Here is a 20911-nt window from a genome sequence, read left to right on the forward strand (position 1 = left end):
CCATAGGGAGGACACGTCTTGTATCGCCGCATCGCCCTCGCCGCGCTGTTTGTTGCAGGCCACGTTCACAGCAGCGTTGCTGCGCCCGACCCGGCGCGGTGCCGCGAGCTGATCCGCAAATACGAAACCGACAAGGCCCAGCTCAGCGCAATCGAGATCTCGCTGACGCTATTCTCGGCCGCCAACGCCGATTGCATCAACCTCGCTACCGCGCTGCTCGATGGTGGCGCCTCGGTCGATGCGCGGGACCGGCTCGGCGCAAGGCCGCTGAGCCACGCCGCCCGCTCCGGCCATCTCGACATGGTCGACCTGCTGCTGGCCCGCGGCGCGCCGGTCGATGCCCGCAACCTCGCGGGATCGACCGCGCTGTATCTTGCCGCCGAGCGCGGCCATGTCGCGATCGTGCAGCGGCTGATCGATCGCGGCGCCGACGTCAATCTCACCGGACGCAGTGGTGCATCGGCGGTCGCGGCCGCCGCCTATGCCGGCCGGGACATGGTGGTGCGCATGCTGCTGGCGCACGGCGCCGACGGCCGCAAGGCCGACGACACCGGCAAGCCGCCGGTCGTGTACGCGGCCGCCGGCGGCCAGCTCGGCATCGTCAAGCAGCTGCTCGCGCTCGATATCGACATCAACGCGCGCTATGCCAACGACCTCACGCTCCTGATGTGGGCGGCCGGACCGGATGAGACCGTGCCGGAAGCGCAGGCGCTCGAGGTCGTCGCGTATCTCCTGGACACGGGCGCCAGGGTCGACGAGCGCGATGCGCGCGGACGCACGGCGCTGATGATCGCCGCCGAGGGCAATCATCCTGCAATCGCCAAAGCACTGCTCGCCCACGGCGCCGACGCGGCGCTGGCCGACAAAGCCGGCAAGCACGCCGCCGATCTCACGATCCTGTCGGCGCTGCGCGAAGAGCTGACGCCGCGCTGAAGCTTGACGCGATGGACTCATGAGTTGCGGAAGGTCCGCAGGTCGGCTAAATTCTCCTCTACGAAGAGTCTCCGTGCTCATTCGTCCTATCGCGCGACTGGCGAGCTAACGTGGAATCGACCACGGGGAAGCGCGAAGGATTTCGACGCCGATCGCCTGGGCAACCAATCTGCTGGAAAAACAGCGTGTTGAGGAGCCCGATCATGCCGTCGTTTCGCAACGAACTGTCCATCAACGATCAAGAGATCGCCGCTGCCCTTGCGGGAGAAGAGCGCCGTCAACAGGACGGCGTCGAACTGATTCCGTCCGAAAATTACACCTACCCGGAGGTGCTTGAACTGCTCGGATCGGTCTTCACCAATAAATACTCCGAGGGATATCCGGGACGCAGATATTACGGCGGCCAGCAGTATACGGACGACGTCGAGAACCTCGCACGTCAGCGGGCCTGTTCGCTTTTTCGTGCCGAGCACGCCAACGTTCAGCCGCTTTCCGGATCACCGATGAATCAGGCCGTCTATCTCGGCCTATTGCAACCTGGCGACACTATTCTCGCCATGGATCTGTCGCACGGCGGTCATCTCACCCACGGCGCGCCGGTGTCCCACATGGGGCGTTTGTTCAACTTCGTTCGCTACAAGACGGCACCGTCAACGGGCGCGATCGATTTCGATGAATTGCGCACGATTGCGCGTGAAGCGCGTCCGAAGATGGTGTTGTGCGGCTACAGTTCCTATCCGCGCGACCTGGACTATGCGGCGTTCAAGAACATCGCCGACGAAGTTGGCGCACTCACGATGGCTGACGTGAGCCACTATGGCGGATTGGTTGCCGCGAACGTCATGCGCAATCCGCTTGATGCCGGCTTCGACGTCATGACGACGACATCCCACAAGACACTGCGCGGCCCCCGCGGCGGGATCATCCTGTGCCGGAAGGAACATGCCGGCCGGATCGATGCTTCCGTCTTTCCCGGGTTGCAGGGCGGACCTCACATGAACGTCGTGGCCGGGACTGCCGTGACACTCAAGAAGGCGGCGACCCCGGATTTCCAGGTTTATGCGCGGCAGGTTCTTCGCAACGCGAAGGTTCTTGCCGGCGCGCTGATGGAACGCGGGATGAAGCTGGTCACGGACGGGACGGACAATCACATGATGGTCGTCGATACGATAGCGTCCGTCGGACTGGACGGGCGAACAGCCGAGGACGTACTCGATGCCATCGCCATCACCACGAACAAGCAAGTTATTCCAGACGATCCGCGGCCGCCACTCAGGCCAAGCGGTATTCGCCTTGGGACACCGGCAGCGACCACGCGTGGCATGGGAGATTCCGAAATGCGCCGTATCGGCGAGTTGATTGCGAGGGCTCTGCAGGCGAATGGAGACGATGCTGTCGTCGCGCGTCTCAGGTCGGAGTGCATCGAGATGTGCCGAGCTTTTCCTGTTCCAGGCGTTGTGTCCGGGTCTCGACCGAACTGACCAGCTGTGGTCAACCTGCCCGCCGCTACAAGCCCGCCAGATAGTCCACCAGCGCGGCGAGGTCGTCCGGCGACGTCGCGATCATGAGGTCCGACATGCCGGGATTGTTGCCGCGCGCGCGGGTGCGGAAATCGGCGATGGTCTTGGCGAGGTAGTCCCGCCCCATCCCGGCGAGCCGCGGCACCGTGCCATCGCCCTGGAAGCGATCGAGGTGGCAGGCCGGGCAACCGACCGAAGCGCTGGCGCTGAGCGCCTTCGCTGCGACGTCCTTGGGCGCGCGCGGCTGGCCGAGGTCCGGCCAGGGCTTCTGCGAGAAATATTCCGCGATCGCCAGCATGTCGTCGCGCTCGAACTGGGCCGCGATCGGCTGCATGATCTCGCTCTTGCGATCGCCGCGCTTGAAATCGCGGAGCTGGATATAGAGATAGCCGGCCTGCTGGCCCCAGATCGTCGGAATGGTCTTGTCGACGGGCTTGCCGTTCTCGCCGTGGCAACCGGTGCAGACCTGCACCTTCTCCTCGATCGTCTCCGCGCGCGCTTCGGCCACCATCAGCAGCAGCGCGGCGCCGCACATCATCAATTTACCGAACATTGGCCCATCCAAAGAAAACCGAGGCGGGACCGGACCGGTCCCGCCTCGCCGTCACTATTTGCACGCGCAATGATGCATCCCGCCCCGGCTCAGTCGAGCGTGAAGGCGATGATGTTGTTGCCACGCTTGTAGTCGAGCTGGGTGTTACCACCAGCACCGACCACGACATATTGCTTGCCGCCGATCATGTAGCTCGACGGCGGCGCGTTGACGCCGGCGCCGGCGCGGAAGCTCCACAGTTCCTTGCCGCTCGACGAGTTGTAGGCCGCGAACTTGCCGTTGCCTTCGCCGGTGAACACGAGGCCCCCGGCCGTGGCGAGGATGCCGCCGATCATCGGCTCGGGCGTCTTGACCTGCCACTTGATCTTGCCGGTGTTGTAGTTCACCGCGGTGATGTTGCCCGACTGCTTCTCGCTCGGGATCACCTTGAAGGCGCCGCCCAGCCACAGCTTGCCGTTCGGATAGGCCGAGCTTTCGACGTGGTAGGTCATCGGCTGGTGCAGGTTGATGGCATAGGCCAGCTCCTGTCCCGGATCGGTCGCGATCGGCGACCATTCGACGCCGCCATTGGCGCCCGGCAGCATGCGCGCGCCTTCCTTGGTCGGCAGCACCCACATGTTCTCCTGCGGCACCATCGCCTCGGAGAAGCGGATCAGGCTGCAGTCCTTGCGATCGTGCACATAGATGTGCCCGGTCTTGCCGGCATGGATGACACCGGGAATCGTCTTGCCGTCCTTGTCCTTGACGTTGACCAGCACCGTCGGACTGACTGCGTCGAGGTCCCAGACGTCATGGGCGATGTACTGGAAGTGGCAGACATACTTGCCGGTGTCGAGATCGAGCGAGACCAGCGAGTTGGTGTAGAGGTTGTCGCCGGGCCGGTTCGAGCCGTCGAGGTCGGGCGAGGGATTGCCGACGACGAAGTAGATCCGGTTGGTCGCAAGATCGACCGACGGGTTCTGCCACACGCCGCCGCCGAGCTTGGCATAGGGATCGCCGATCTTGGCGAGCATGTCCTTCTCGGCCTGGATATTGCGATGCATGTCGCGGCCGGTGGCGTCCTTGGTCGCCCAGACTCCGACCGAGTTCTCCGGAATGGTGTTGAAATTCCACAGCTGCTTGCCGGTCTTGGCGTCATAGGCGCGCACGAAACCGCGGATGCCGTATTCGCCGCCATTGGTGCCGATCAGCACCTTGTCCTTGACCACGGTCGGCGCCATCGTCTCGCTGTAGCCGAGCTCGGGATCGGCGATGTTGGTGGTCCAGACCACCTCGCCGGTCTTGGCGTTCAGCGCCATCAGCTTGGAATCCAGTGTCGCCAGATAGACCCGGTCGCCGAGCACCTGGACGCCGCGATTGTTGGGACCGCAGCAATAGACGGTGATCGGGCCCATCTTGTGGGCGTAGTGCCAGAGCTGCTGGCCGGTCTTGGCGTCGAGCGCGTAGACATGGCTGAACGACGTCGTCACGTACATCACGCCGTCGACGACGATCGGCGACGTCTCGAGCGACTCCTTGACGTCGGTCTGGAAAATCCAGGCGACGTGCAGGTTCTTCACATTGTCCCGGTTGATCTGCTTGCCCGGATAAAACCGCGTCTGCGCGTAATTGCCGTTGGTGAGCAGGAAGTCCTTGGCGTTCTTGTCGGCGGCGTTGAGCTGCTCCTGGGTCACCGGAGGCACATTGGCGTTACCCAGAACCGACTGCTTCTCCTGCTTGACTTCCTGTGCGATGGCGGCACCGGACAACAGGCCAACGCCGACCGCTGCGGCGAATGCCGCAAGCCCTTTCACGTACATAGTCTCCCCCGTTATTTCTTGGTTGCAGTATCAGGGATGGTGTTTGCTACTTCCCCCTCGAGGCCTGGCGTAGCGAGCGCGCACCGTGGTGGCCTTGGTTGCGCTGCAATAGATGATCAAAAAATGACAACGACAGGTATCGATGGACGGGTTCCATGTTAGCGCTGTCGTTCACAAAGACAACCGATGCGCTCAATGCGAAGCCGGAACCGCATCCGTTCGCGCGCCCGAAGTGCTGCGACCGCGCCCTTGCATCAATGTAAGCAATATCGGTGGCTTCCGGCGCCTTCGCGCGTCGCCGGACGCATTCGCCTTCGCAGGCGCAGCACGCAAAATGAGACTAAGCGTCAAGCGACGACGTCGCATGGGATGCGGCGCCGGCGGAGGCGATTGGTCTCCGCCGGCGCGATCGCCTGCTCTCGGGTTACTCCAAAGTTACTCCCAAAAATTACTCCCAGGACCAGGTCGAGAAATCGTTCTCGAACTGCGGCACGTCCTTCCACACGCCCTTCAGCTTCTTGCTGGCGATCGTGATCAGTTGCGGCTGGAACAGGAAGCCGGCGACCGCATCGGTTGCCAGCATCCGCTGCGCGTCGCCGAGCAGCCTTGCCCGGCCGGCCTCGTCAGGCGTCGCCATGATCTGCTGATAGAGCGCGTTGAACGCCTCGGACTTGTAGCCGAGATAATAATCCGGCTCGGTCATCTTCACGAGATCGAACGGCTCGACATGCGCGACGATGGTGAGGTCGTAGTTGTGCGGGCCGGTGAAGACCTGCGACAGCCACTGCGCCCATTCGACGTTCTCGATCTTGGCAACGATGCCGACCTTGGCGAGCTGCGCCGCGAGCACCTCGCCGCCCTGCCGCGCGTAGGAGGGCGGCGGCAGCTTCAGGCTGAGCTCGAGCGGCGTCTTGACGCCGGCCTCGGCCAGCAGCTTCTTGGCCAACTCGGGATCGTAGGGATTGATGCCGGTGGTATCGACATAGCCGAGCGATCCCGGCGTGTAGAAGCTGCCGATCGGCGTGCCGAAGCCGTCGACCGCGCCGTCGATCATCGCCTTGCGGTCGATCGCGGCCAGGATGGCCCGGCGAACCCGGACGTCGTCGAGCGGCTTCTTGCGCTCGTTGATGCCGACGATGGTTTTTGTGCGCGAGCCGCCGATCAGCACATTGAAGCGCGGGTCGGCCTTGAACTGCGCCAGGCTGCGCGCCGCCGCAACCCGCGGAAACGCGTCGACGTCGCCTGACAGCAGCGCCGCGACCTGCGCAGCGGGATCGCCGATGAAGCGGATCGTCACCTTGGAAAGCTTGATCGCGGCGGCGTTGCGGTACTCCGGCCATTTCACCAGCGTGATCGACGAGCCCTTGGCCCAGCTGCCGAGCGTGTAGGGCCCGGTGCCGACCGGCTGCGTCACATCGGTCGGCGCGCTCTTCGGCTCGACGATCGAACCCGATGCCTGGCCGAGCAGGAACGGCAGGTTCGGCTCGGAATATTTCAACGCGACGACAATCGTCTCCGGGTCCGGCGCCGTCACCGACGCGAACGCCTGGTACAGGCTCCTGTCCTTGTTGGTCGAGGTCGGCACCGCGGCGCGGTCGAACGTGAACTTCACCGCGGCGGAATCGAACGGCTCGCCATTGTGGAATTTGACGCCCTTGCGGAGCTTGAAAGTGTAGGTCTTGAGGTCCGGCGAGGCCTGCCAGCTCTCGGCGAGCAGTGGCGACACCGAGCCGTCCTCGTTGATCTTGGTCAACGTCTCATAGACGTTGTAGAGCGTGACTTCGGCGATCGCCGCAGCCGCCGCGTTGGTGGGATCGAGTCCCGGCGGCTCCAGCGTCATGCCCATCACGACGCTGTCCTTCTTGCCCTGCGCGAGGCTCGGCAGCGGCGCTGCGGCGAGCGCGGCAGCGGCCGCGATGACGCACAATTTCCTCAACATTGGTCTGCTCCCCGGACGTGCTCTTTCATCAGCCTGGGCCGGTCCCGCACAATAGACTAACCGGCCTCCGCGACCACCGGCGGCAGCGCCATCACGGCTTCAGCGTGATGGCAGGCCGCCAAATGGGCGTCTCCCACGTTGCGTAGCGCAGGCGCGGCCTCGCGACAATGCTGGTCGGCCAGTGGGCAGCGCGGCGCGTAAGGACAGCCGGCGGTGACGGAGGACTGCGAGCCGGTCGCCTGCGCGCCGCGGCGGCGCCGGACGCCACCTGCCCGGGCCCGCGGAACCGCATCCAGCAGCGCGCGCGTGTAGGGATGGGCGCTGTGGGCGAACAGATCGGCGGGCCGCCCCTGCTCGACGATCCGCCCGAGATACATCACCGCGATCTCGTCGCACAGCAGGTCGACCACCGCGAGGTCATGGCTGATCAGGATGTAGCTGAGGCCGAATTCGTCCTGCAGGTCCTGCATCAGATTGAGCACCTGCGCCTGCACCGAGACGTCGAGCGCCGAAACCGGCTCGTCGGCGACGATCAGCTTCGGCTGGGTGATCAGCGCGCGCGCAATCGCGATGCGCTGCCGCTGGCCGCCGGAGAATTCGTGCGGGAACTTGTCCATGTCGGCATCGCGCAATCCGACCTGCCGCAGCACCGTGGCGACCCGCTCGCGCAGGCTGCCGCGATCGATCCGCCCGAGCGCGGTCAGCGGTTCGGCCACGATGCGCGCGATGGTCTGGCGCGGATCGAGCGAGCCGTAGGGATCCTGGAACACCATCTGGAAATCGCGGCGGGCGTGGCGCAGCTCGTCCGGCGGCATCCGGTTGAGGTCGCGGCCCAGCAACGACACCGTGCCCGATGTCGGCCGCTCCAGCGCCATCACCAGCCGCGCAAGGGTCGACTTGCCCGACCCGGATTCGCCGACGACGCCGAGGCTCCTGCCCGGCATCACTCGCACCGTGATGCCGTTGAGCGCGTGGACCTGCCCTGCGGGCTTGAACAGGCTTTCACGCGGCAGCGTGTAACGTTGCGCGAGGTCCGTCACCTCGAGCAACGGCGTTCCGGTCGCGGGTTGGTCCAGCACCGTCATGTGCCGACGCCTCCAGCCGCCATCGAGACGTCGGTCCTGATGCAGCGCACGCCATGCGCCGCGCCGACATCGACGACAGCCGGCAGCGCCGCGCGGCAACGCGCCTCGGCGATCGCGCAACGATCGGCGAAGGTGCAACCCGCGGGCAGGTCGGCCAACTCCGGCACGGTGCCGGCAATGGTGGTGAGCCGCGTGCCCTTGCGCGCACCGAGCCGCGGCCGGGCCCGGAACAGGCCCTGCGTATAAGGATGGCCCATCCGCGTGAACACGGCATTGGTTTCGCCGCTTTCGACGACGGTGCCGCCATACATCACCATCATGCGCTCCACATTCTCGGCGATCACGCCGAGATCATGCGAGATCAGGATCATCGACATGCCGCGCTCTTCGACGAGACCCGCGATCAGATCGAGGATCTGGCCCTGGATCGTAACGTCGAGCGCCGTGGTCGGCTCGTCGGCGATCAGCACGTCGGGCTGGCAGGCCAGCGCCATCGCGATCGTGATGCGCTGGCGCTGGCCGCCGGAAAACTGGTGCGGATTGGCATCGACCCGCTTCGCAGCATCCGGCAAGCCGACGCGATCGAGCAAGGCGATGGCTTCGCCGCGCGCCTCCGCCGCCGAGATGCCGGTGTGACGCCGCAGCGGCTCAGCGACCTGGTGACCGATCGTGTGCATCGGATTGAGCGCGGTCATCGGCTCCTGGAAGATCATGCTGATGCGGTTGCCGCGCAGCTTGCAGTAGGCCGCATCCGGCAGGCCAACGAGCTCCGCGCCATCGAGCCGGATGCTGCCGCCGATCACGGCGCTGTCGGGCAGCAGCCCCATCAGGGCCAGTGCCGTGACCGACTTGCCGCAACCGGATTCGCCGACCAGCCCGAGCGTCTCGCCGCGCCGAAGCGCAAAGCTGACGCCGCGGACGGCCTGCGCCGGGCCGCGGCTGGTGTTGAGCCGGACGCCCAGGTCCTTCACCTCGATCAGCGGCGCCTCGCCCATGCTCAACGCTCCCGCGCCAGACGGGGATCGAGCAGATCGCGCAGGCCGTCACCGAGCAAGTTGAGCCCGAGCACCGCGATCGCGATCGCAACGCCGGGATAGACCGCGAGCATCGGCGACTGGAACAGCAGCGTCTGCGCGTCGTTGAGCATGCGGCCCCAGGACGGCTGCGGCGGCTGCGTGCCGAGCCCGAGATAGGACAACGCGGCCTCGGCGAGGATCGCCAGCGCGAACTGGATCGTCGCCTGCACGATCAGGATCGACAGGATGTTCGGCAGCACGTGCTCGATCGTGATGCGGAACGAGCCCTTGCCCGCTGCGCGCGCGGCCAGCACGAATTCGCGGGCCCAGATCGCATTGGCCGAGCCGCGGGTGACGCGGACGAAGGTCGGGATCTGGAAAATGCCGATCGCGGTGATCGAGGTCACCATGCCGGGGCCCGCGACCGCGGCCAGCATGATGGCCGACAGCACCGCCGGGAAAGCGAAGGTGAAGTCGCTCATCCGCATGATCAGCTCCTCGGTCCAGCCCTTGCGGGCCGCTGCGATCAGGCCGAGGCCAACGCCGAAGGTGAGGCCGATGCCGACGGCGATGACGCCGACCATGATGGTGGAGCGCGCGCCGACCAGCAGCAGCGAGACGATGTCGCGGCCGAGCACGTCGGTGCCGAGCCAATGCGCCGCCGACGGCGGGTGCAGTTTCGAGGCGACGTCGATGTCATAGGCGGACCATGGCGTCCAGACCAGCGACAGCAGCGCCGCGCCGAGCACGACGAGGCTGAGCACCGCGCCGAGGACGAAGCTGCGATGACGCAGCGCACGCCGCCAGAAGCCGGTTGCAGGCCTTGCGCCGGGTGCGAGTGCCGGCGCGCCGGCGGATGCGGTCAGCGGCGCGCTCACAGGTTGGCGACCTTGATGCGCGGATCGATGAAGGCATAGAGCACATCGACCACGAAATTGACTGTCACGACCATCGCCGCCAGCAGCATCACGCAGTTGCGCACCACGATCAGGTCGCGGTTGGCGATCGACTGGAAGATCAGCCGGCCGAGGCCCGGCAGATAGAACACGTTCTCGATCACGATGGTGCCGGCGAGCAGATTGGCGAATTGCAGCCCCATCACGGTCATGACCGGGATCATGGCGTTGCGCAGCACATGGCGCCACAGCACCTCGCGCTTGCCGAGCCCTTTTGCACGCGCGGTACGCACAAAGTCCTCGCGCAGCACCTCCAGCACCGCCGAGCGGGTGACGCGGGCGAGGATCGCGGCCTGTACCACGGCGAGCGAGATCGCGGGCAGCAGCAGCGAGCGAATCCCGGCCCAGACGCCGTCATCCCAGCCGGCAAATCCGCCGGCAGACAGCAATTGCAGCTTCACCGAGAACAGCAGGATCAGGAGGATCGCGAACCAGAAATTCGGCAGCGCGATGCCGATCTGAGTGAGCGACATCACGCCGACGTCGCCGAGTTTGTTGTGGTTGGCCGCGGTGTAGATGCCGGCCGCGAGCGCCAGCACCACCGTGATCAGCATCGACATGATCGCGAGCGGGATCGTCAGCACCAGCCGCTCCGCGATCAGGCCGGCCACCGGCGTGCCATAGACATAGCTGTTGCCGAGATCGCCGACCGCCATGCCCTTGAGCCAGAGCAGGTAGCGAACCGCGAGCGGCTGGTCGAGCCCGAGCTTGACGGTGAGCGCGCGTACCGCATCGGGCGAGGCGTCGGCGCCCATCAGCATCTGGGCGGCATTACCGGGCAGCGCATCGAGCACCAGGAAAATGATCAGCGAGGCCGCGACCAGCGTCGCCACCAGGGTCAAGATCCGCCGCAGGAAGAATACGCTCATGCCCGCCCGAAGGATTGGGAACAGGCCGCAGGTTTCAACATGTTCGCGAACGAATGCAAGCCCTTCGCCGCACCATTCATGATTTCAGCGCCGGCCAGCGGCCGAGCAGATCGCTCGCCTGTTCGAACAGCGCCGCGACGCGCAAGAGTTCCGCATCGGCCCGGAAGCGGCCGACCAGATGCAGGCCAACCGGCAGGCCGTCGCGGCCGAAGCCCGAGGGGACGCTGACCGCGGGATGCCCGGTCATGTTGAACAGCATGGTCCAGGGAAACCAGTGCGGCCGCACGCTGTCGAAGCGCTGGCCGTCGATGTCGATGGTGCCGAACAGATCCTGATCGATCGGCAGCGCTGTGCGGGTCAGGGTCGGCGTCGCCAAGAGATCGCCGCGCGCGAACAGCGCCTGCACCCGGCGGAACAGCGCGGTGCGATCGAACATCGCCTGCTGATAGTCGACGCCGCTCACCTTCGCGGCCAGCGCGAGCTGCTTCAGGAAGGTCGGGCTGAGGTCATCGGGATGATCGGCTGCAAGCTTCTCGAAGCGGGTACGCCAGACCGTGTGATTGATGGCGCGCCAGATCGGCTCGATGTCGAAGCCATCACCGGAGAACTCCTCGAGTTCGGCGCCGAGGCTGGCCAGCCGGTCGAGGCTCGCCTCGAAGTTAGCAGCAACATCCGCGGTCACCGGCCGGCCCGGCGGCGACAGGCAGAACAGCACCCGCCTGCCCCGGAGATCGCCGCGTGGCGCCGCGCGATCGAGATAATCGGGCACCGGCACGCCGATCGACCAAGGATCGGACGGATCCTCGCCGGCCATCGCCTGCATCATCAGCGCGGTGTCGGCGACGGTGCGCGTGGTCGGCGTGACATAGGTCTGGTTGCCGAAGGCGTCCTGCACCTGGCTGTGCGGGATCACGCCGTTGCTCTGCTTGATCCCGACCACGCCGTTGCAGGCGGCGGGAATCCGGGTCGAGCCGCCACCGTCGGTCGCAACCGCCAGCGGCGCGATGCCGGTCGCGACCGCCACCGCCGCACCGCCGCTCGAGCCGCCACTCGTCCGTTCCGCACTCCAGGCATTGCGGGTGCGGCCAAACAGCGGCGAGTCGGTCAGGCACTTGCTGCCGAACTCCGGCGTCGTGGTCTTGCCGAGCAATATTCCGCCCTGCGCACGGAGCCGGGCCACCGCCACGGCGTCATGATCAGGCACGTTGTTCCGGTACGGCACCGCGCCGAAGGTCGTGCGCACGCCCTTGGTGCTGACGATGTCCTTCACCGTGAACGGGATGCCGTGCAGCAGCCCGAGCGGCTCGCCGGCCATGACCTGCCGCTCCGCGACCTTCGCCTGCGCCATCGCCGCCTCGCCACACAGCGTGATGAAGCAGTTCAATTCGGGTTGCAGCCGCTCGGCGCGGGCCAGTACCGCGGCCGTCACCTCGACGGGAGATATGTCCCTGGCGCCTATGCGCTCGCGCAATTCGGTCGCCGGCAGAAGACAGAGATCTGCACTCATGATGACGCACACTCTCCAAAAGCCGGTCAGCACGTTCGACCGCGTTGACAGCCAGAATGCCTCCCATGTTAACTCGGCGTCCAATACGAATTTGAAGGCCAACCCATACGTTTTCGGTATGCCTATGGATTTGCGTCGGCTTCGTTACTTCGTCGCGGTGGCAGAGGAGCGCAGCGTCGGCAAGGCTGCCGAGCGGCTGCGGATGGCGCAGCCGCCGCTGTCGGTGCAGATCCGCAAGCTCGAGGCCGAACTCGGCACGCCGCTGTTCCGCCGCGGCACGCGCGGCATGGATTTGACGGAGGCCGGTCTCGCCCTGCTGTCGCGGGCGAGCGAGGCGCTGGCGCTGGCCGAGGAAGGATTCGAGGCCGCGCGCGCGATCGCCGCCGGGCAGCGCGGACGGCTCTCGGTCGGCTACATGTTCGTGCTGGCGAGCGCAATGCTGCCGCGCCTGGTCCCGGAACTGCGGCGGTCGCTTCCCGGCGTCGATCTCGATTTCGTGGAGCTTTCCGCATCGACCCGCGAGACCTTGCTGCTCGACCGCGCCGTCAGCGTCGCCTTGTGCATGCCGGCGATCCATCATCCGGAAATCCAGGTGGCCCAGATCGGCACCCAGCCGCTGATGTTGGCGATGCCGGCGCGCTCGCCGCTCGCCCGCCTCTCTGCGGTGCCGGTCAGCCGATTGCAGGGACGCCCGCTGATCGCCCTGCCGCGGCCAGAAGAACAGCCCACCTCATCGGCGGTGTCGGCGATGCTGCGGCGGCATCAGGTGGTGATGCCGATCGTCAGCCGGGTGGAGACCGTGCACTCGGCGCTCAGCCTGGTGCTCGCCGGCGAAGGGCTCGCGATCCTGCCGGCTTGCGCGAAACTCGGCGCGCCGCCCGGCGTCGCGTTCCGGCGCTTTGTCGACATCACCGACGCGATCGAGATCGCGGCCTGCTGGCGGCGCGATTCCTCGAGCCCGTTGATCCGAAATTTCCTCAGAAGCGCCGAGAAGGTCGTCGCGCGGCTGTGACGCCGGCTGCGTTGCGTCGCCGAGCAACTACCAATAATCCGCAGGCAATTCCCGGCTCCGCGGCGGATCGGCGCCCGCGCGGGTGCAGGTGAAGGCCGCGCATTTGCAGGCAAAGGACAGCGCGCGTGTGAGCTCGGCCGCGCCGATCTCGCGCAGTTGCTGCCGCGCGATCCGATCCAGCCGATGCAATGCGGCGAGCAGCGCGGCCTGAAAACTGTCGCCGGCACCGATCGTATCCACCACATTCACCACCGGCGAGGCGACCTCGATCGAGCCGGCCTTGCGATGCCAGGCAGCGGCGCCATCATTGCCGCGCGTGATGACGACGAGCGATACGCCGTTCGACAGCAGCGCTTCGGCCCTCACCGCATAGGCCTCGTTGCCGAACAGATAGGCGAAGTCGACGTCAGACATCTTGACGACATCCGCCTTGCCGCAGAACGCCAGTATGCGGGCGCGATAGGCATCTTTATCCTTGACGAGGTTCGGCCGGCAATTCGGATCGAGCGAGATCGTCACGGTCGTCCGCGCATCCTCGATGAAGGCCAGCGTCTCGGCCGCGCCCTGGTCATGGACAAGCGTGGTCGAGCCCGTGTGCAGGCATGTGACGCCGTCAAGCGCGATCGCATCACGCCGATAGGTCCAGTTCCGCGATGAAGTGTCGGCATCATAGAAGGCGTATTGCGTCTCGGTGCCGGTCACGCGCGCAAAGGCCAGCGTGGCCTGATGGTCGCTGCGCGTCGCGCGGCTGAGAGCGACACCGGACGCCGCGGCATGTTCGGCAATCATCCGGCCGAAGGTGTCGGTTGAGATGCCGCCGACAAAGCCGGTGGGAAGGTCGAGCCGGGCGCTGCCGATCGCGATGTTGAGACAGGAGCCGCCGACCGCGGGCGTCAGGGCCTCGCGTCCATCCGCCGTCCGCGACGGCAGGAAATCGATCAGCGCATCTCCGCAACTCAGCAGCATGGACAAACAATCCCTACGTCGGCGCGGCGCCGGGCGCCCGCTTCATCGCCTCGCGGCTGTCGCGGTCGAGCTGGCGCAGCATCTTGTGCACGCCCCGCTTCCTGCGATGGAAATCGGCAAGTTCGGGCCTGGTCGGCTCGCTCAGCCGCCCGAGCGCCGACATGCCGGCCATCGCCGCATTGATCGAATTGTGCGCGCCGCTGGCGACCGCACCCAGCATGGCAGCGCCGAGCAACACCGGCTCTTGGGTCTGCGGCAACGCCACCGTGTAGCCGGTGGTGTCGGCCATGATCTGGCGCACCAGCGGGCTGCGGCTCGCGCCACCGCCAATCACGATGGTCTTGCCGCTGACGCCGTGGGCCTGCAGCGCCTCGATGACATCGGCAAGGCCATAGGCCAGCCCGCACAGGCCGGCGATGAACAGCCGCTCCAGCGCCGACACATCGGTGTCGAGATCGAGCCCTGCGATCACGGCGCGCGAGCCGGGATCGGCATAGGGCGAACGGTTGCCGAGGAATTCCGGCAGGACATGAACGTTGCGCGCGAGCAGCGCGGCTGCGCCGGCATTGCCGCTGCGCGCCAGGATGCGTTTTTCGAGATACTCGATGACATCGACGCCGTCGCTCTTCGCAGCCAGCAAGACCTCGGCATGCGCCGGGTGCGACTTGAGCAGATGATCGATCGCGGCACCCGCCGCGGATTGACCGCCCTCGTTCAGCCAGAAGCCCGGCACCATGCCTTCGAAATATGGCCCCCAGACCCCCGGCACGAAGCAGGGATCGACGGTGGTCGCCATGATGCAGGCCGACGTTCCCATGATGTAGGCCAGTCGCTGGCAGACATCGACGTCGGCGCCGGAACCGTCACGGCCGCCGATCGCGCCGACGCCGCCGGCGTGGGCATCGATCAGCGAGGCGCCGACCGCGGTTCCCGGCAGCAAGCCGAGATCGCGCGCGGCATTGTCCGACAAGCCGCGGCCGAGCGGCGAACCGGGCGGCACGATCTCGTTGCCGATGCGGGCAAAGCGATCCGCTGCGAGCGCCTCTAACCCGACCCGCTTCAGGAACGATTCGCTCCAGCCGCCCTCGCCGGCCACATAGGTCCACTTGCAGGTGACCGTGCAGGTCGAGCGCGCCAGCGAGCCGGAGGCGCGGAACGAGAGATAGTCCGCGAGATCGAAGAAGTGCCCGGCGGCCTCGAAGGTCGTCGGCAGATGCCGCTTCAGCCAGAGGATCTTCGGGATCTCCATCTCCGGCGAGATCGCGCCGCCGACATAGCGCAGCACGCGGTCGCCGGTCGCGTTGACGAATTCGGTCTCCTCCATCGCGCGGTGGTCCATCCAGACCACGCCATTGCGCGCGGGATCGCCGGACGGGCTGACGGTGAGCGGCCGACCGGCCCCGTCGAGCACGACCAGCGAGCAGGTCGCGTCAAACCCGATGCCCTTGACGTGCTCGGCCGCGACCGCTGCCTCGCGCATCGCGTTGCGCACGGAGGTCACGCAGGCTACCCAGATGTCATCGGACGATTGCTCGACGATATCGCCGGGCTCGTGCCAGACACGGATCGGATGCCGGGCCGAACCCAATAGCTTGCCGGCCTCGTCGAATACCCCCGCCCGGGCGCTGGTGCTCCCGACGTCCACCCCGATATAGGCTTGCCGCATGGCCGCTCCGTTATGTCCGGCGCGATCCTACCAGCAAGTGTAGCCGCCATCGACCAGAACGATGCTTCCGGTCATCAGGCTCGCCGCTTCGGAGGCCAGGAACAGCACGACGGAGGCGATCTCGTCGACCTGGCCCATCCGCGCCATCGGGGTTCCGCCGATCCAGGCGTCGTACATGCGAGGGCTGTTCTTCACGAAGGCGTTCAGCGGCGTCTCGATGTAAGTCGGCGCCACCGCGTTGACGCGGACCCCGCGCGCGCCCCATTCGGCCGCGAGCGATTTGGTCAAATGATGCACCGCGGCCTTGGAGGCGTTGTAGAAGCACTGCTCCTGCGGCTTGTTGACGATGAAGCCGGACATCGAACCGACATTGACGATGGTGCCGGACTTGGCCTTCAGCATGTGATTGCCGAAGGCACGGCAGCACCAGAAGGTGCCGTTCAGATTGACGTCGATGACGTTGAGCCAGTGCTCGTCGGTCACGGTCTCGGCCGGCGTTTCGCTGCGCGCGATGCCGGCATTGTTGACGAGAATGTCGACCTTGCCGTACTTGCGCACCAGCTCGTCGGCGACCGCCGAGACGCGCCCGGAATCCGTCACGTCCATCAGCGCGATATCGGCATCGAAGCCCTTGGCCTTCAGCTCCGCCTGCGCGTCATGGGCCGCCTTGGCGTCGCGGTCGCCGATGACGACCTTGGCGCCGGCTTCCGCCAGCGCCTCGGCGCAGGCGAGCCCGATGCCCTGACCGGCGCCGGTGATGATGGCGGTCTTGCCGCCGAGCTTGAATTTCTCGAGATACATTTTCTTCTTCCTTACGCGTGGATCGACTTTCCGCTGTCGTCGAAACGATGGATGCGCGCCGGATCCGGGATCAGCGACACCTTGTCGCCGGGATGCAGATCAAGCTCGCCGACATAGCGCGCGGTCAGCATCCCGAGCGGTCCGGCATCGACATAGAGAAAGGTGTCGCTGCCGAGATGCTCGGCAACCGAAACGGTGCCGTGCCAGCCGCCCTGCCCGTCGCGCTCGACCTTCAAATGCTCGGGCCGCACGCCGATGGTGGTGGCGCCCCGCTGTTTGGCGAGCTCGCCGGTGACGAAATTCATCTTCGGCGAGCCGATGAAGCCGGCGACGAACAGGTTGTTAGGCTTCTCATAGAGCTCGAGCGGCGAACCATATTGCTCGATCTTGCCGCCGTTCAGCACCACGATCTTGTCGGCCATGGTCATGGCCTCGACCTGGTCGTGGGTGACGTAGATCGCCGTGGTGCCGAGCTGCTTCTGCAAGCGCGTCACCTCGAGCCGCATCTGCACCCGCAGCGCGGCATCGAGGTTCGACAGCGGCTCGTCGAACAGGAATGCCTTCGGCTCGCGCACGATGGCGCGCCCGATCGCGACCCGCTGACGCTGGCCGCCGGAGAGCTCGCGCGGCTTGCGCTCGAGATAAGGCGTCAAGTTGAGGGTGGCCGCGGCGGCCTCGACCTTGCGGTTGATCTCGTCCTTGGCGACCCCGGCCATCTTCAGGCCGAACGCGATGTTGCCGCGCACGCTCATATGCGGATAGAGCGCATAGGACTGGAACACCATTGACAGCCCGCGCTTGGCCGGCGGCACGTCGACCACGTTGCGGCCATCGATCAGGATGGCACCTCCGGTGACGTCCTCGAGCCCCGCGATCAACCGGAGCAGCGTGGTCTTGCCGCAGCCCGACGGACCGACGAAGACGACGAAGGAGCCGTCGGCGATCTCGAGGTCGGCGCCCTTGATGATATGGACCGGCCCGAACGATTTTTGCACACCCTGCAGCGTAATCTGACCCATGGCGAAAAGCCTTTCTGCTACTTGACCGCGCCGAAGGTCAGGCCGCGGACGAGTTGCCGCTGACTGAACCAGCCGAGCACGAGAATGGGCGCGATCGCGAGCGTCGACGCCGCCGACAACTTCGCCCAGAACAATCCTTCCGGGCTGGAATAGGATGCGATGAACACGGTGAGCGGCGCGGCCTCGAGCGTCGACAGATTGAGGGTCCAGAACGCCTCGTTCCACGCCAGGATCAGATTGAGCAGCAACGTCGAGGCGAGCCCCGGCACCGCCATCGGCGTCAGCACATAGATCAGCTCGCGCCCGATCGTGGCGCCGTCCATCCGCGCCGCCTCGAGAATGTCCTTCGGGATCTCCTTGAAATAGGTGAACAGCATCCAGATCACGATCGGCAGATTGCCGAGACACAGGATGAAGATCAGGCCACTTCTTGTGTCGAGCAGGCCGAAATTCCGGTAGATCAGGTAGATCGGCACCAGCACGCCGACCGGCGGCATCATCTTGGTGGAGAGCATCCAGAGCAGGATGTCCTTGGTCCGCTTGGTCGGCGAGAACGCCATCGACCATGCGGCCGGGATCGCGATCAGCATTGCGATCAGCGTCGACCCGCCGGCGATGACGATCGAATTGAGCGCGTGGTGAAGGTAGTCGCTGCGCTCCTGCACCGTGACGTAGTTCTCCGTCGTCCAGTGGAAGAACAGGAACGATGGCGGGATTGCGAAGGCTTCCAGCTCGGTCTTGAAGCTCGCCAGCACCATCCAGAGGATCGGGAAGAAGATCAGGAAGCCGACCAGCCAGGCCGCCGCCGTCGAGATCACCTTGTTCCGGGTCGTGACCATCCGCGCCATGACGTTACGCCTCCAGATTCCGGCCGACGATACGAACGAGGAAGAACGCGACGATGTTGGCGAGCACCACCGCGACCAGGCCGCCGGCCGACGCGCTGCCGACGTCGTACTGGATCAACGCCTGCGAGTAGATCAGGAAGGCGATGTTGGTGGTCTGCAGGCCGGGGCCGCCGCCGGTGGTGACGAAGATCTCCGCGAACACCGTGAGCAGGAAGATGGTCTCGATCAGGATCACCACCGTGATCGGGCGCGCCAGATGCGGCAGCGTGATGTAGATGAAGGTCGAGATCGCGCTCGCGCCATCCATCTCGGCGGCCTCCTTCTGCTCCTCGTCGAGCGATTGCAGCGCAGTGAGCAGGATCAGCGTCGCGAACGGCAGCCACTGCCAGGAGATGATCAGGATCACCGAGAACAGCGGCGCGTCGTTGAACCAGTCGATCGCCGGCAGCCCGAACAGATGCGCGATCCAGGCGAACAGGCCCGACACCGGATGCATCAACAGGTTCTTCCAGACCAGCGCGCTCACCGTCGGCATCACGAAGAACGGCGCGATCACCATCAGGCGGACGATCGAGAGCCCGACCACCTGTTGGTCGAGCAGCAGCGCCAGCGGCACGCCGAGGATGATGGTGATCGCGAGCACCGAGCCGACCAGCACCAGGGTGTTCTGCAACGAGGCGAGGAAGGCCGGATCGGTCAGGAAGTAGCGGAAGTTCTCCAGCCCGACGAAGGATTCGGAGCCGGGATCGAGCAGATTGTAGTGCAGGGTCGCGAAGTAGATCGTGAGCGCCAGCGGCACGATCATCCAGATGAACAGCAGCGCCACGGCGGGCGTGAGCAGCGTGCGTGCGAGCAGTTGGGTCTGCTGGGTCGCCATCCCGGCCTCCTTCTCGATGAAAGGAGCGACCATCCCGCTGCGGGACAGGATGGTCGCAAGTAGCCCAGCTCGGGAGGTCTAAGCTGGTCGGGCGGCCAAGGCGTTTGACACGCCTTGGCTATCAGGTCGCGGGTGGCTTACTTCAGATAGCCCGCGCGCTTCATCTCGCGCTCGGTCGCGGACTGCGCAGCCGAGAGCGCCGCATCGACGGTGGTCGAGCCGGACAACGCGGCCGAGAACTGCTGGCCGACCTGGGTGCCGATGCCCTGGAATTCGGGGATCGCCGCATACTGCACGCCGACGTAAGGCACCGGCTTGACGGTCGGATGGCTGGGGTCAGCCGCATCGATCGAGGCCAAGGTCATCTTGGCGAACGGTGCCGCCTTCAGATAGTCGGGATTCTTGTAGAGCGAGGTGCGTGTACCGGGAGGTGCGGCGGCCCAGCCCTGCTTGTCCGCGACGAGCTTGGTGTAATCCTTGCTGGTCGCCCAGGCGATGAACTTCTCGGCCGCATCGACCTTCTTCGAGCCGGCGGGGATCGCGAGGCTCCATGCCCACAGCCAATTGGCGTTCTTGCCGAGCCCGGTGTTCGGGGCTAGTGCGAAGCCGACCTTGTCGGCAACCTTGGAATCCTTCGGGTTGGTCACCATGGACGCCGCCACCGTGGCATCGATCCACATCGCGCATTTGCCGGCGCTGAACAGCGCGAGGTTCTCGTTGAAGCCGTTGGACGAGGCGCCGGGAGGTCCGGCCTGCTTCATCAGGTCGACATAGGTCGTCAGCGTCTTCTTCCATTCCGGCGAATTGAACTGCGGCTCCCACTTCTCGTCGAACCAACGCGCGCCGAACGAGTTGGACATCGCGGTCAGGAACGCCATGTTCTCGCCCCAGCCGGCCTTGCCGCGCAGGCAGATGCCGTAGACGCCGCCGGCCTTGTCGTTCAGCTTCTTGGCGGCATCGACCACGAAGTCCCAGGTCGGGCTTTCCGGCATCTTCAGGCCGGCCTTGTCGAACAAATCGGTGCGATACATCACCATCGAGCTCTCGCCGTAGAACGGTGCGGCGTAGAGCTTGCCGTCGACCGAGACCGCATCCTTGATCTTCGGCAGCAGGTCGCCAACGTCGTAGTCGGCGCCGAGCTTGTCGAGCGGCACCAGCCAGCTCTTCTTGGCCCAGATCGGCACCTCGTAGGTGCCGATGGTGAGCACGTCGAACTGGCCACCCTTGGTGGCGATGTCGGTGGTCACGCGCTGGCGCAGCACGTTCTCCTCGAGCGTCACCCATTTGACTGATATGTCGGGGTTCTTCGCGGTGAATTCGCTGGTGAGCCCCTGCATGCGGATCATGTCGCTGTTGTTGACGGTCGCCACCGTCAACGTGGTCTGGGCGATCGAGGGGGCAGAGATCAAAAGACTGGCCGCGCCCGCAACGGCGCAAAAGACGTTTTTCAAGGTGACCTCCCTTATGTCACGTTGAGCATATGCCCACGTGTTGAGCGTATGTTCATCCCGTCGGTAAAATTTGTCAAGCACGCGGGTGCGCCGT

Annotated in this window: 18 protein-coding genes and 1 riboswitch; of the genes, 3 read left to right on the forward strand and 15 right to left on the reverse strand. The window is 65.7% G+C overall.

The features are described from left to right. The first annotated feature begins 18 nt into the window (after nucleotides 1-18). Together CO675_RS15340 and glyA are read left to right on the forward strand one after the other, a co-directional pair. Complete coding sequence (locus tag CO675_RS15340) at nucleotides 19-933, forward strand: ankyrin repeat domain-containing protein (RefSeq protein WP_097672751.1); 915 nt, start codon at nucleotides 19-21, stop codon at nucleotides 931-933. Between the two features lie 83 nt (nucleotides 934-1016). After that, a riboswitch (ZMP/ZTP riboswitch) is annotated at nucleotides 1017-1102 on the forward strand. Between the two features lie 34 nt (nucleotides 1103-1136). After that, nucleotides 1137-2414 carry a serine hydroxymethyltransferase gene (gene glyA, locus CO675_RS15345; protein ID WP_198964613.1) on the forward strand — a complete coding sequence of 426 codons (1278 nt, stop codon included), beginning with the start codon at nucleotides 1137-1139 and terminating at the stop codon, nucleotides 2412-2414. 25 nt (nucleotides 2415-2439) lie between these two features. Here glyA and CO675_RS15350 read toward each other — a convergent pair whose 3' ends face one another. The 8 genes from CO675_RS15350 to CO675_RS15385 form a co-directional block, all read right to left on the reverse strand. Further along, nucleotides 2440-3006, reverse strand: a complete 567-nt coding sequence (locus tag CO675_RS15350) for a c-type cytochrome (protein WP_245452770.1) — start codon at nucleotides 3004-3006, stop codon at nucleotides 2440-2442. 89 nt (nucleotides 3007-3095) lie between these two features. Further along, nucleotides 3096-4805: a pyrroloquinoline quinone-dependent dehydrogenase gene (locus CO675_RS15355; protein WP_097672753.1), complete on the reverse strand. Its 1710-nt coding sequence runs from the start codon at nucleotides 4803-4805 to the stop codon at nucleotides 3096-3098. Between the two features lie 448 nt (nucleotides 4806-5253). Continuing rightward, a complete protein-coding gene (locus tag CO675_RS15360) occupies nucleotides 5254-6744 on the reverse strand; it encodes an ABC transporter substrate-binding protein (RefSeq protein ID WP_097672754.1) in 1491 nt (496 codons plus the stop codon). Nucleotides 6745-6800: 56 nt separating this feature from the next. Further along, a complete protein-coding gene (locus tag CO675_RS15365; protein ID WP_097672755.1) occupies nucleotides 6801-7829 on the reverse strand; it encodes an ABC transporter ATP-binding protein in 1029 nt (342 codons plus the stop codon). Then, on the reverse strand, nucleotides 7826-8824 hold the full coding sequence (locus tag CO675_RS15370; protein ID WP_097672756.1) for an ABC transporter ATP-binding protein: 999 nt from the start codon (nucleotides 8822-8824) through the stop codon (nucleotides 7826-7828). The genes CO675_RS15365 and CO675_RS15370 overlap by 4 nt, the downstream gene beginning before the upstream one ends. A gap of 2 nt (nucleotides 8825-8826) precedes the next feature. Next, the gene (locus CO675_RS15375; protein WP_097672757.1) at nucleotides 8827-9723 is read right to left on the reverse strand and encodes an ABC transporter permease; all 897 of its coding nucleotides are present in this window, start codon (nucleotides 9721-9723) and stop codon (nucleotides 8827-8829) included. Continuing rightward, the gene (locus CO675_RS15380; protein ID WP_097672758.1) at nucleotides 9720-10670 is read right to left on the reverse strand and encodes an ABC transporter permease; all 951 of its coding nucleotides are present in this window, start codon (nucleotides 10668-10670) and stop codon (nucleotides 9720-9722) included. Before CO675_RS15380 ends, CO675_RS15375 begins: the two co-directional genes overlap by 4 nt. 76 nt (nucleotides 10671-10746) lie before the next feature. Next, the gene (locus CO675_RS15385) at nucleotides 10747-12177 is read right to left on the reverse strand and encodes an amidase (protein ID WP_097672759.1); all 1431 of its coding nucleotides are present in this window, start codon (nucleotides 12175-12177) and stop codon (nucleotides 10747-10749) included. Nucleotides 12178-12301: 124 nt separating this feature from the next. Here CO675_RS15385 and CO675_RS15390 point away from each other — a divergent pair, with 124 nt between their 5' ends. Then, entirely contained in the window at nucleotides 12302-13189 is an 888-nt protein-coding gene (locus CO675_RS15390; RefSeq protein ID WP_097672760.1) for a LysR family transcriptional regulator, read from the forward strand. 27 nt (nucleotides 13190-13216) lie between these two features. On the opposite strand, the gene CO675_RS15395 is transcribed toward CO675_RS15390, so the two are convergent. The 7 genes from CO675_RS15395 to CO675_RS15425 form a co-directional block, all read right to left on the reverse strand. Next, nucleotides 13217-14155 carry a carbohydrate kinase family protein gene (locus tag CO675_RS15395; protein ID WP_097672761.1) on the reverse strand — a complete coding sequence of 313 codons (939 nt, stop codon included), beginning with the start codon at nucleotides 14153-14155 and terminating at the stop codon, nucleotides 13217-13219. Between the two features lie 13 nt (nucleotides 14156-14168). Continuing rightward, the gene (locus CO675_RS15400; protein ID WP_097672762.1) at nucleotides 14169-15821 is read right to left on the reverse strand and encodes an FGGY-family carbohydrate kinase; all 1653 of its coding nucleotides are present in this window, start codon (nucleotides 15819-15821) and stop codon (nucleotides 14169-14171) included. Nucleotides 15822-15848: 27 nt separating this feature from the next. Continuing rightward, nucleotides 15849-16622, reverse strand: coding sequence for an SDR family NAD(P)-dependent oxidoreductase (locus CO675_RS15405; protein WP_097672763.1), 774 nt, complete (start codon nucleotides 16620-16622; stop codon nucleotides 15849-15851). An 11-nt stretch (nucleotides 16623-16633) separates the two neighbouring features. Continuing rightward, complete coding sequence (locus CO675_RS15410; RefSeq protein WP_097672764.1) at nucleotides 16634-17641, reverse strand: ABC transporter ATP-binding protein; 1008 nt, start codon at nucleotides 17639-17641, stop codon at nucleotides 16634-16636. 17 nt (nucleotides 17642-17658) lie between these two features. Further along, the gene (locus CO675_RS15415) at nucleotides 17659-18489 is read right to left on the reverse strand and encodes a carbohydrate ABC transporter permease (protein ID WP_097672765.1); all 831 of its coding nucleotides are present in this window, start codon (nucleotides 18487-18489) and stop codon (nucleotides 17659-17661) included. Nucleotides 18490-18493: 4 nt separating this feature from the next. Continuing rightward, nucleotides 18494-19366, reverse strand: coding sequence for a carbohydrate ABC transporter permease (locus CO675_RS15420; RefSeq protein WP_024583852.1), 873 nt, complete (start codon nucleotides 19364-19366; stop codon nucleotides 18494-18496). Nucleotides 19367-19503: 137 nt separating this feature from the next. Next, on the reverse strand, nucleotides 19504-20817 hold the full coding sequence (locus tag CO675_RS15425) for an ABC transporter substrate-binding protein (RefSeq protein ID WP_097672767.1): 1314 nt from the start codon (nucleotides 20815-20817) through the stop codon (nucleotides 19504-19506). Between the last annotated feature and the right edge of the window lie 94 nt (nucleotides 20818-20911).

Source organism: Bradyrhizobium sp. C9 (assembly GCF_002532045.1).
Classification (GTDB): Bacteria; Pseudomonadota; Alphaproteobacteria; order Rhizobiales; family Xanthobacteraceae; genus Bradyrhizobium.

Excerpts from the sequence above, each read along its gene's own strand:
- CO675_RS15405 (WP_097672763.1), bottom strand. The coding sequence starts at position 16,622 with ATGTATCTCGAGAAATTCAAGCTCGGCGGCAAGACCGCCATCATCACC.
- CO675_RS15415 (WP_097672765.1), bottom strand. The coding sequence starts at position 18,489 with ATGGCGCGGATGGTCACGACCCGGAACAAGGTGATCTCGACGGCGGCG.
- CO675_RS15365 (WP_097672755.1), bottom strand. The coding sequence starts at position 7,829 with ATGACGGTGCTGGACCAACCCGCGACCGGAACGCCGTTGCTCGAGGTG.
- CO675_RS15390 (WP_097672760.1), top strand. The coding sequence starts at position 12,302 with ATGGATTTGCGTCGGCTTCGTTACTTCGTCGCGGTGGCAGAGGAGCGC.
- glyA (WP_198964613.1), top strand. The coding sequence starts at position 1,137 with ATGCCGTCGTTTCGCAACGAACTGTCCATCAACGATCAAGAGATCGCC.
- CO675_RS15400 (WP_097672762.1), bottom strand. The coding sequence starts at position 15,821 with ATGCGGCAAGCCTATATCGGGGTGGACGTCGGGAGCACCAGCGCCCGG.
- CO675_RS15420 (WP_024583852.1), bottom strand. The coding sequence starts at position 19,366 with ATGGCGACCCAGCAGACCCAACTGCTCGCACGCACGCTGCTCACGCCC.
- CO675_RS15350 (WP_245452770.1), bottom strand. The coding sequence starts at position 3,006 with ATGTTCGGTAAATTGATGATGTGCGGCGCCGCGCTGCTGCTGATGGTG.
- CO675_RS15360 (WP_097672754.1), bottom strand. The coding sequence starts at position 6,744 with ATGTTGAGGAAATTGTGCGTCATCGCGGCCGCTGCCGCGCTCGCCGCA.
- CO675_RS15380 (WP_097672758.1), bottom strand. The coding sequence starts at position 10,670 with ATGAGCGTATTCTTCCTGCGGCGGATCTTGACCCTGGTGGCGACGCTG.
- CO675_RS15355 (WP_097672753.1), bottom strand. The coding sequence starts at position 4,805 with ATGTACGTGAAAGGGCTTGCGGCATTCGCCGCAGCGGTCGGCGTTGGC.
- CO675_RS15370 (WP_097672756.1), bottom strand. The coding sequence starts at position 8,824 with ATGGGCGAGGCGCCGCTGATCGAGGTGAAGGACCTGGGCGTCCGGCTC.
- CO675_RS15395 (WP_097672761.1), bottom strand. The coding sequence starts at position 14,155 with ATGCTGCTGAGTTGCGGAGATGCGCTGATCGATTTCCTGCCGTCGCGG.
- CO675_RS15385 (WP_097672759.1), bottom strand. The coding sequence starts at position 12,177 with ATGAGTGCAGATCTCTGTCTTCTGCCGGCGACCGAATTGCGCGAGCGC.
- CO675_RS15410 (WP_097672764.1), bottom strand. The coding sequence starts at position 17,641 with ATGGGTCAGATTACGCTGCAGGGTGTGCAAAAATCGTTCGGGCCGGTC.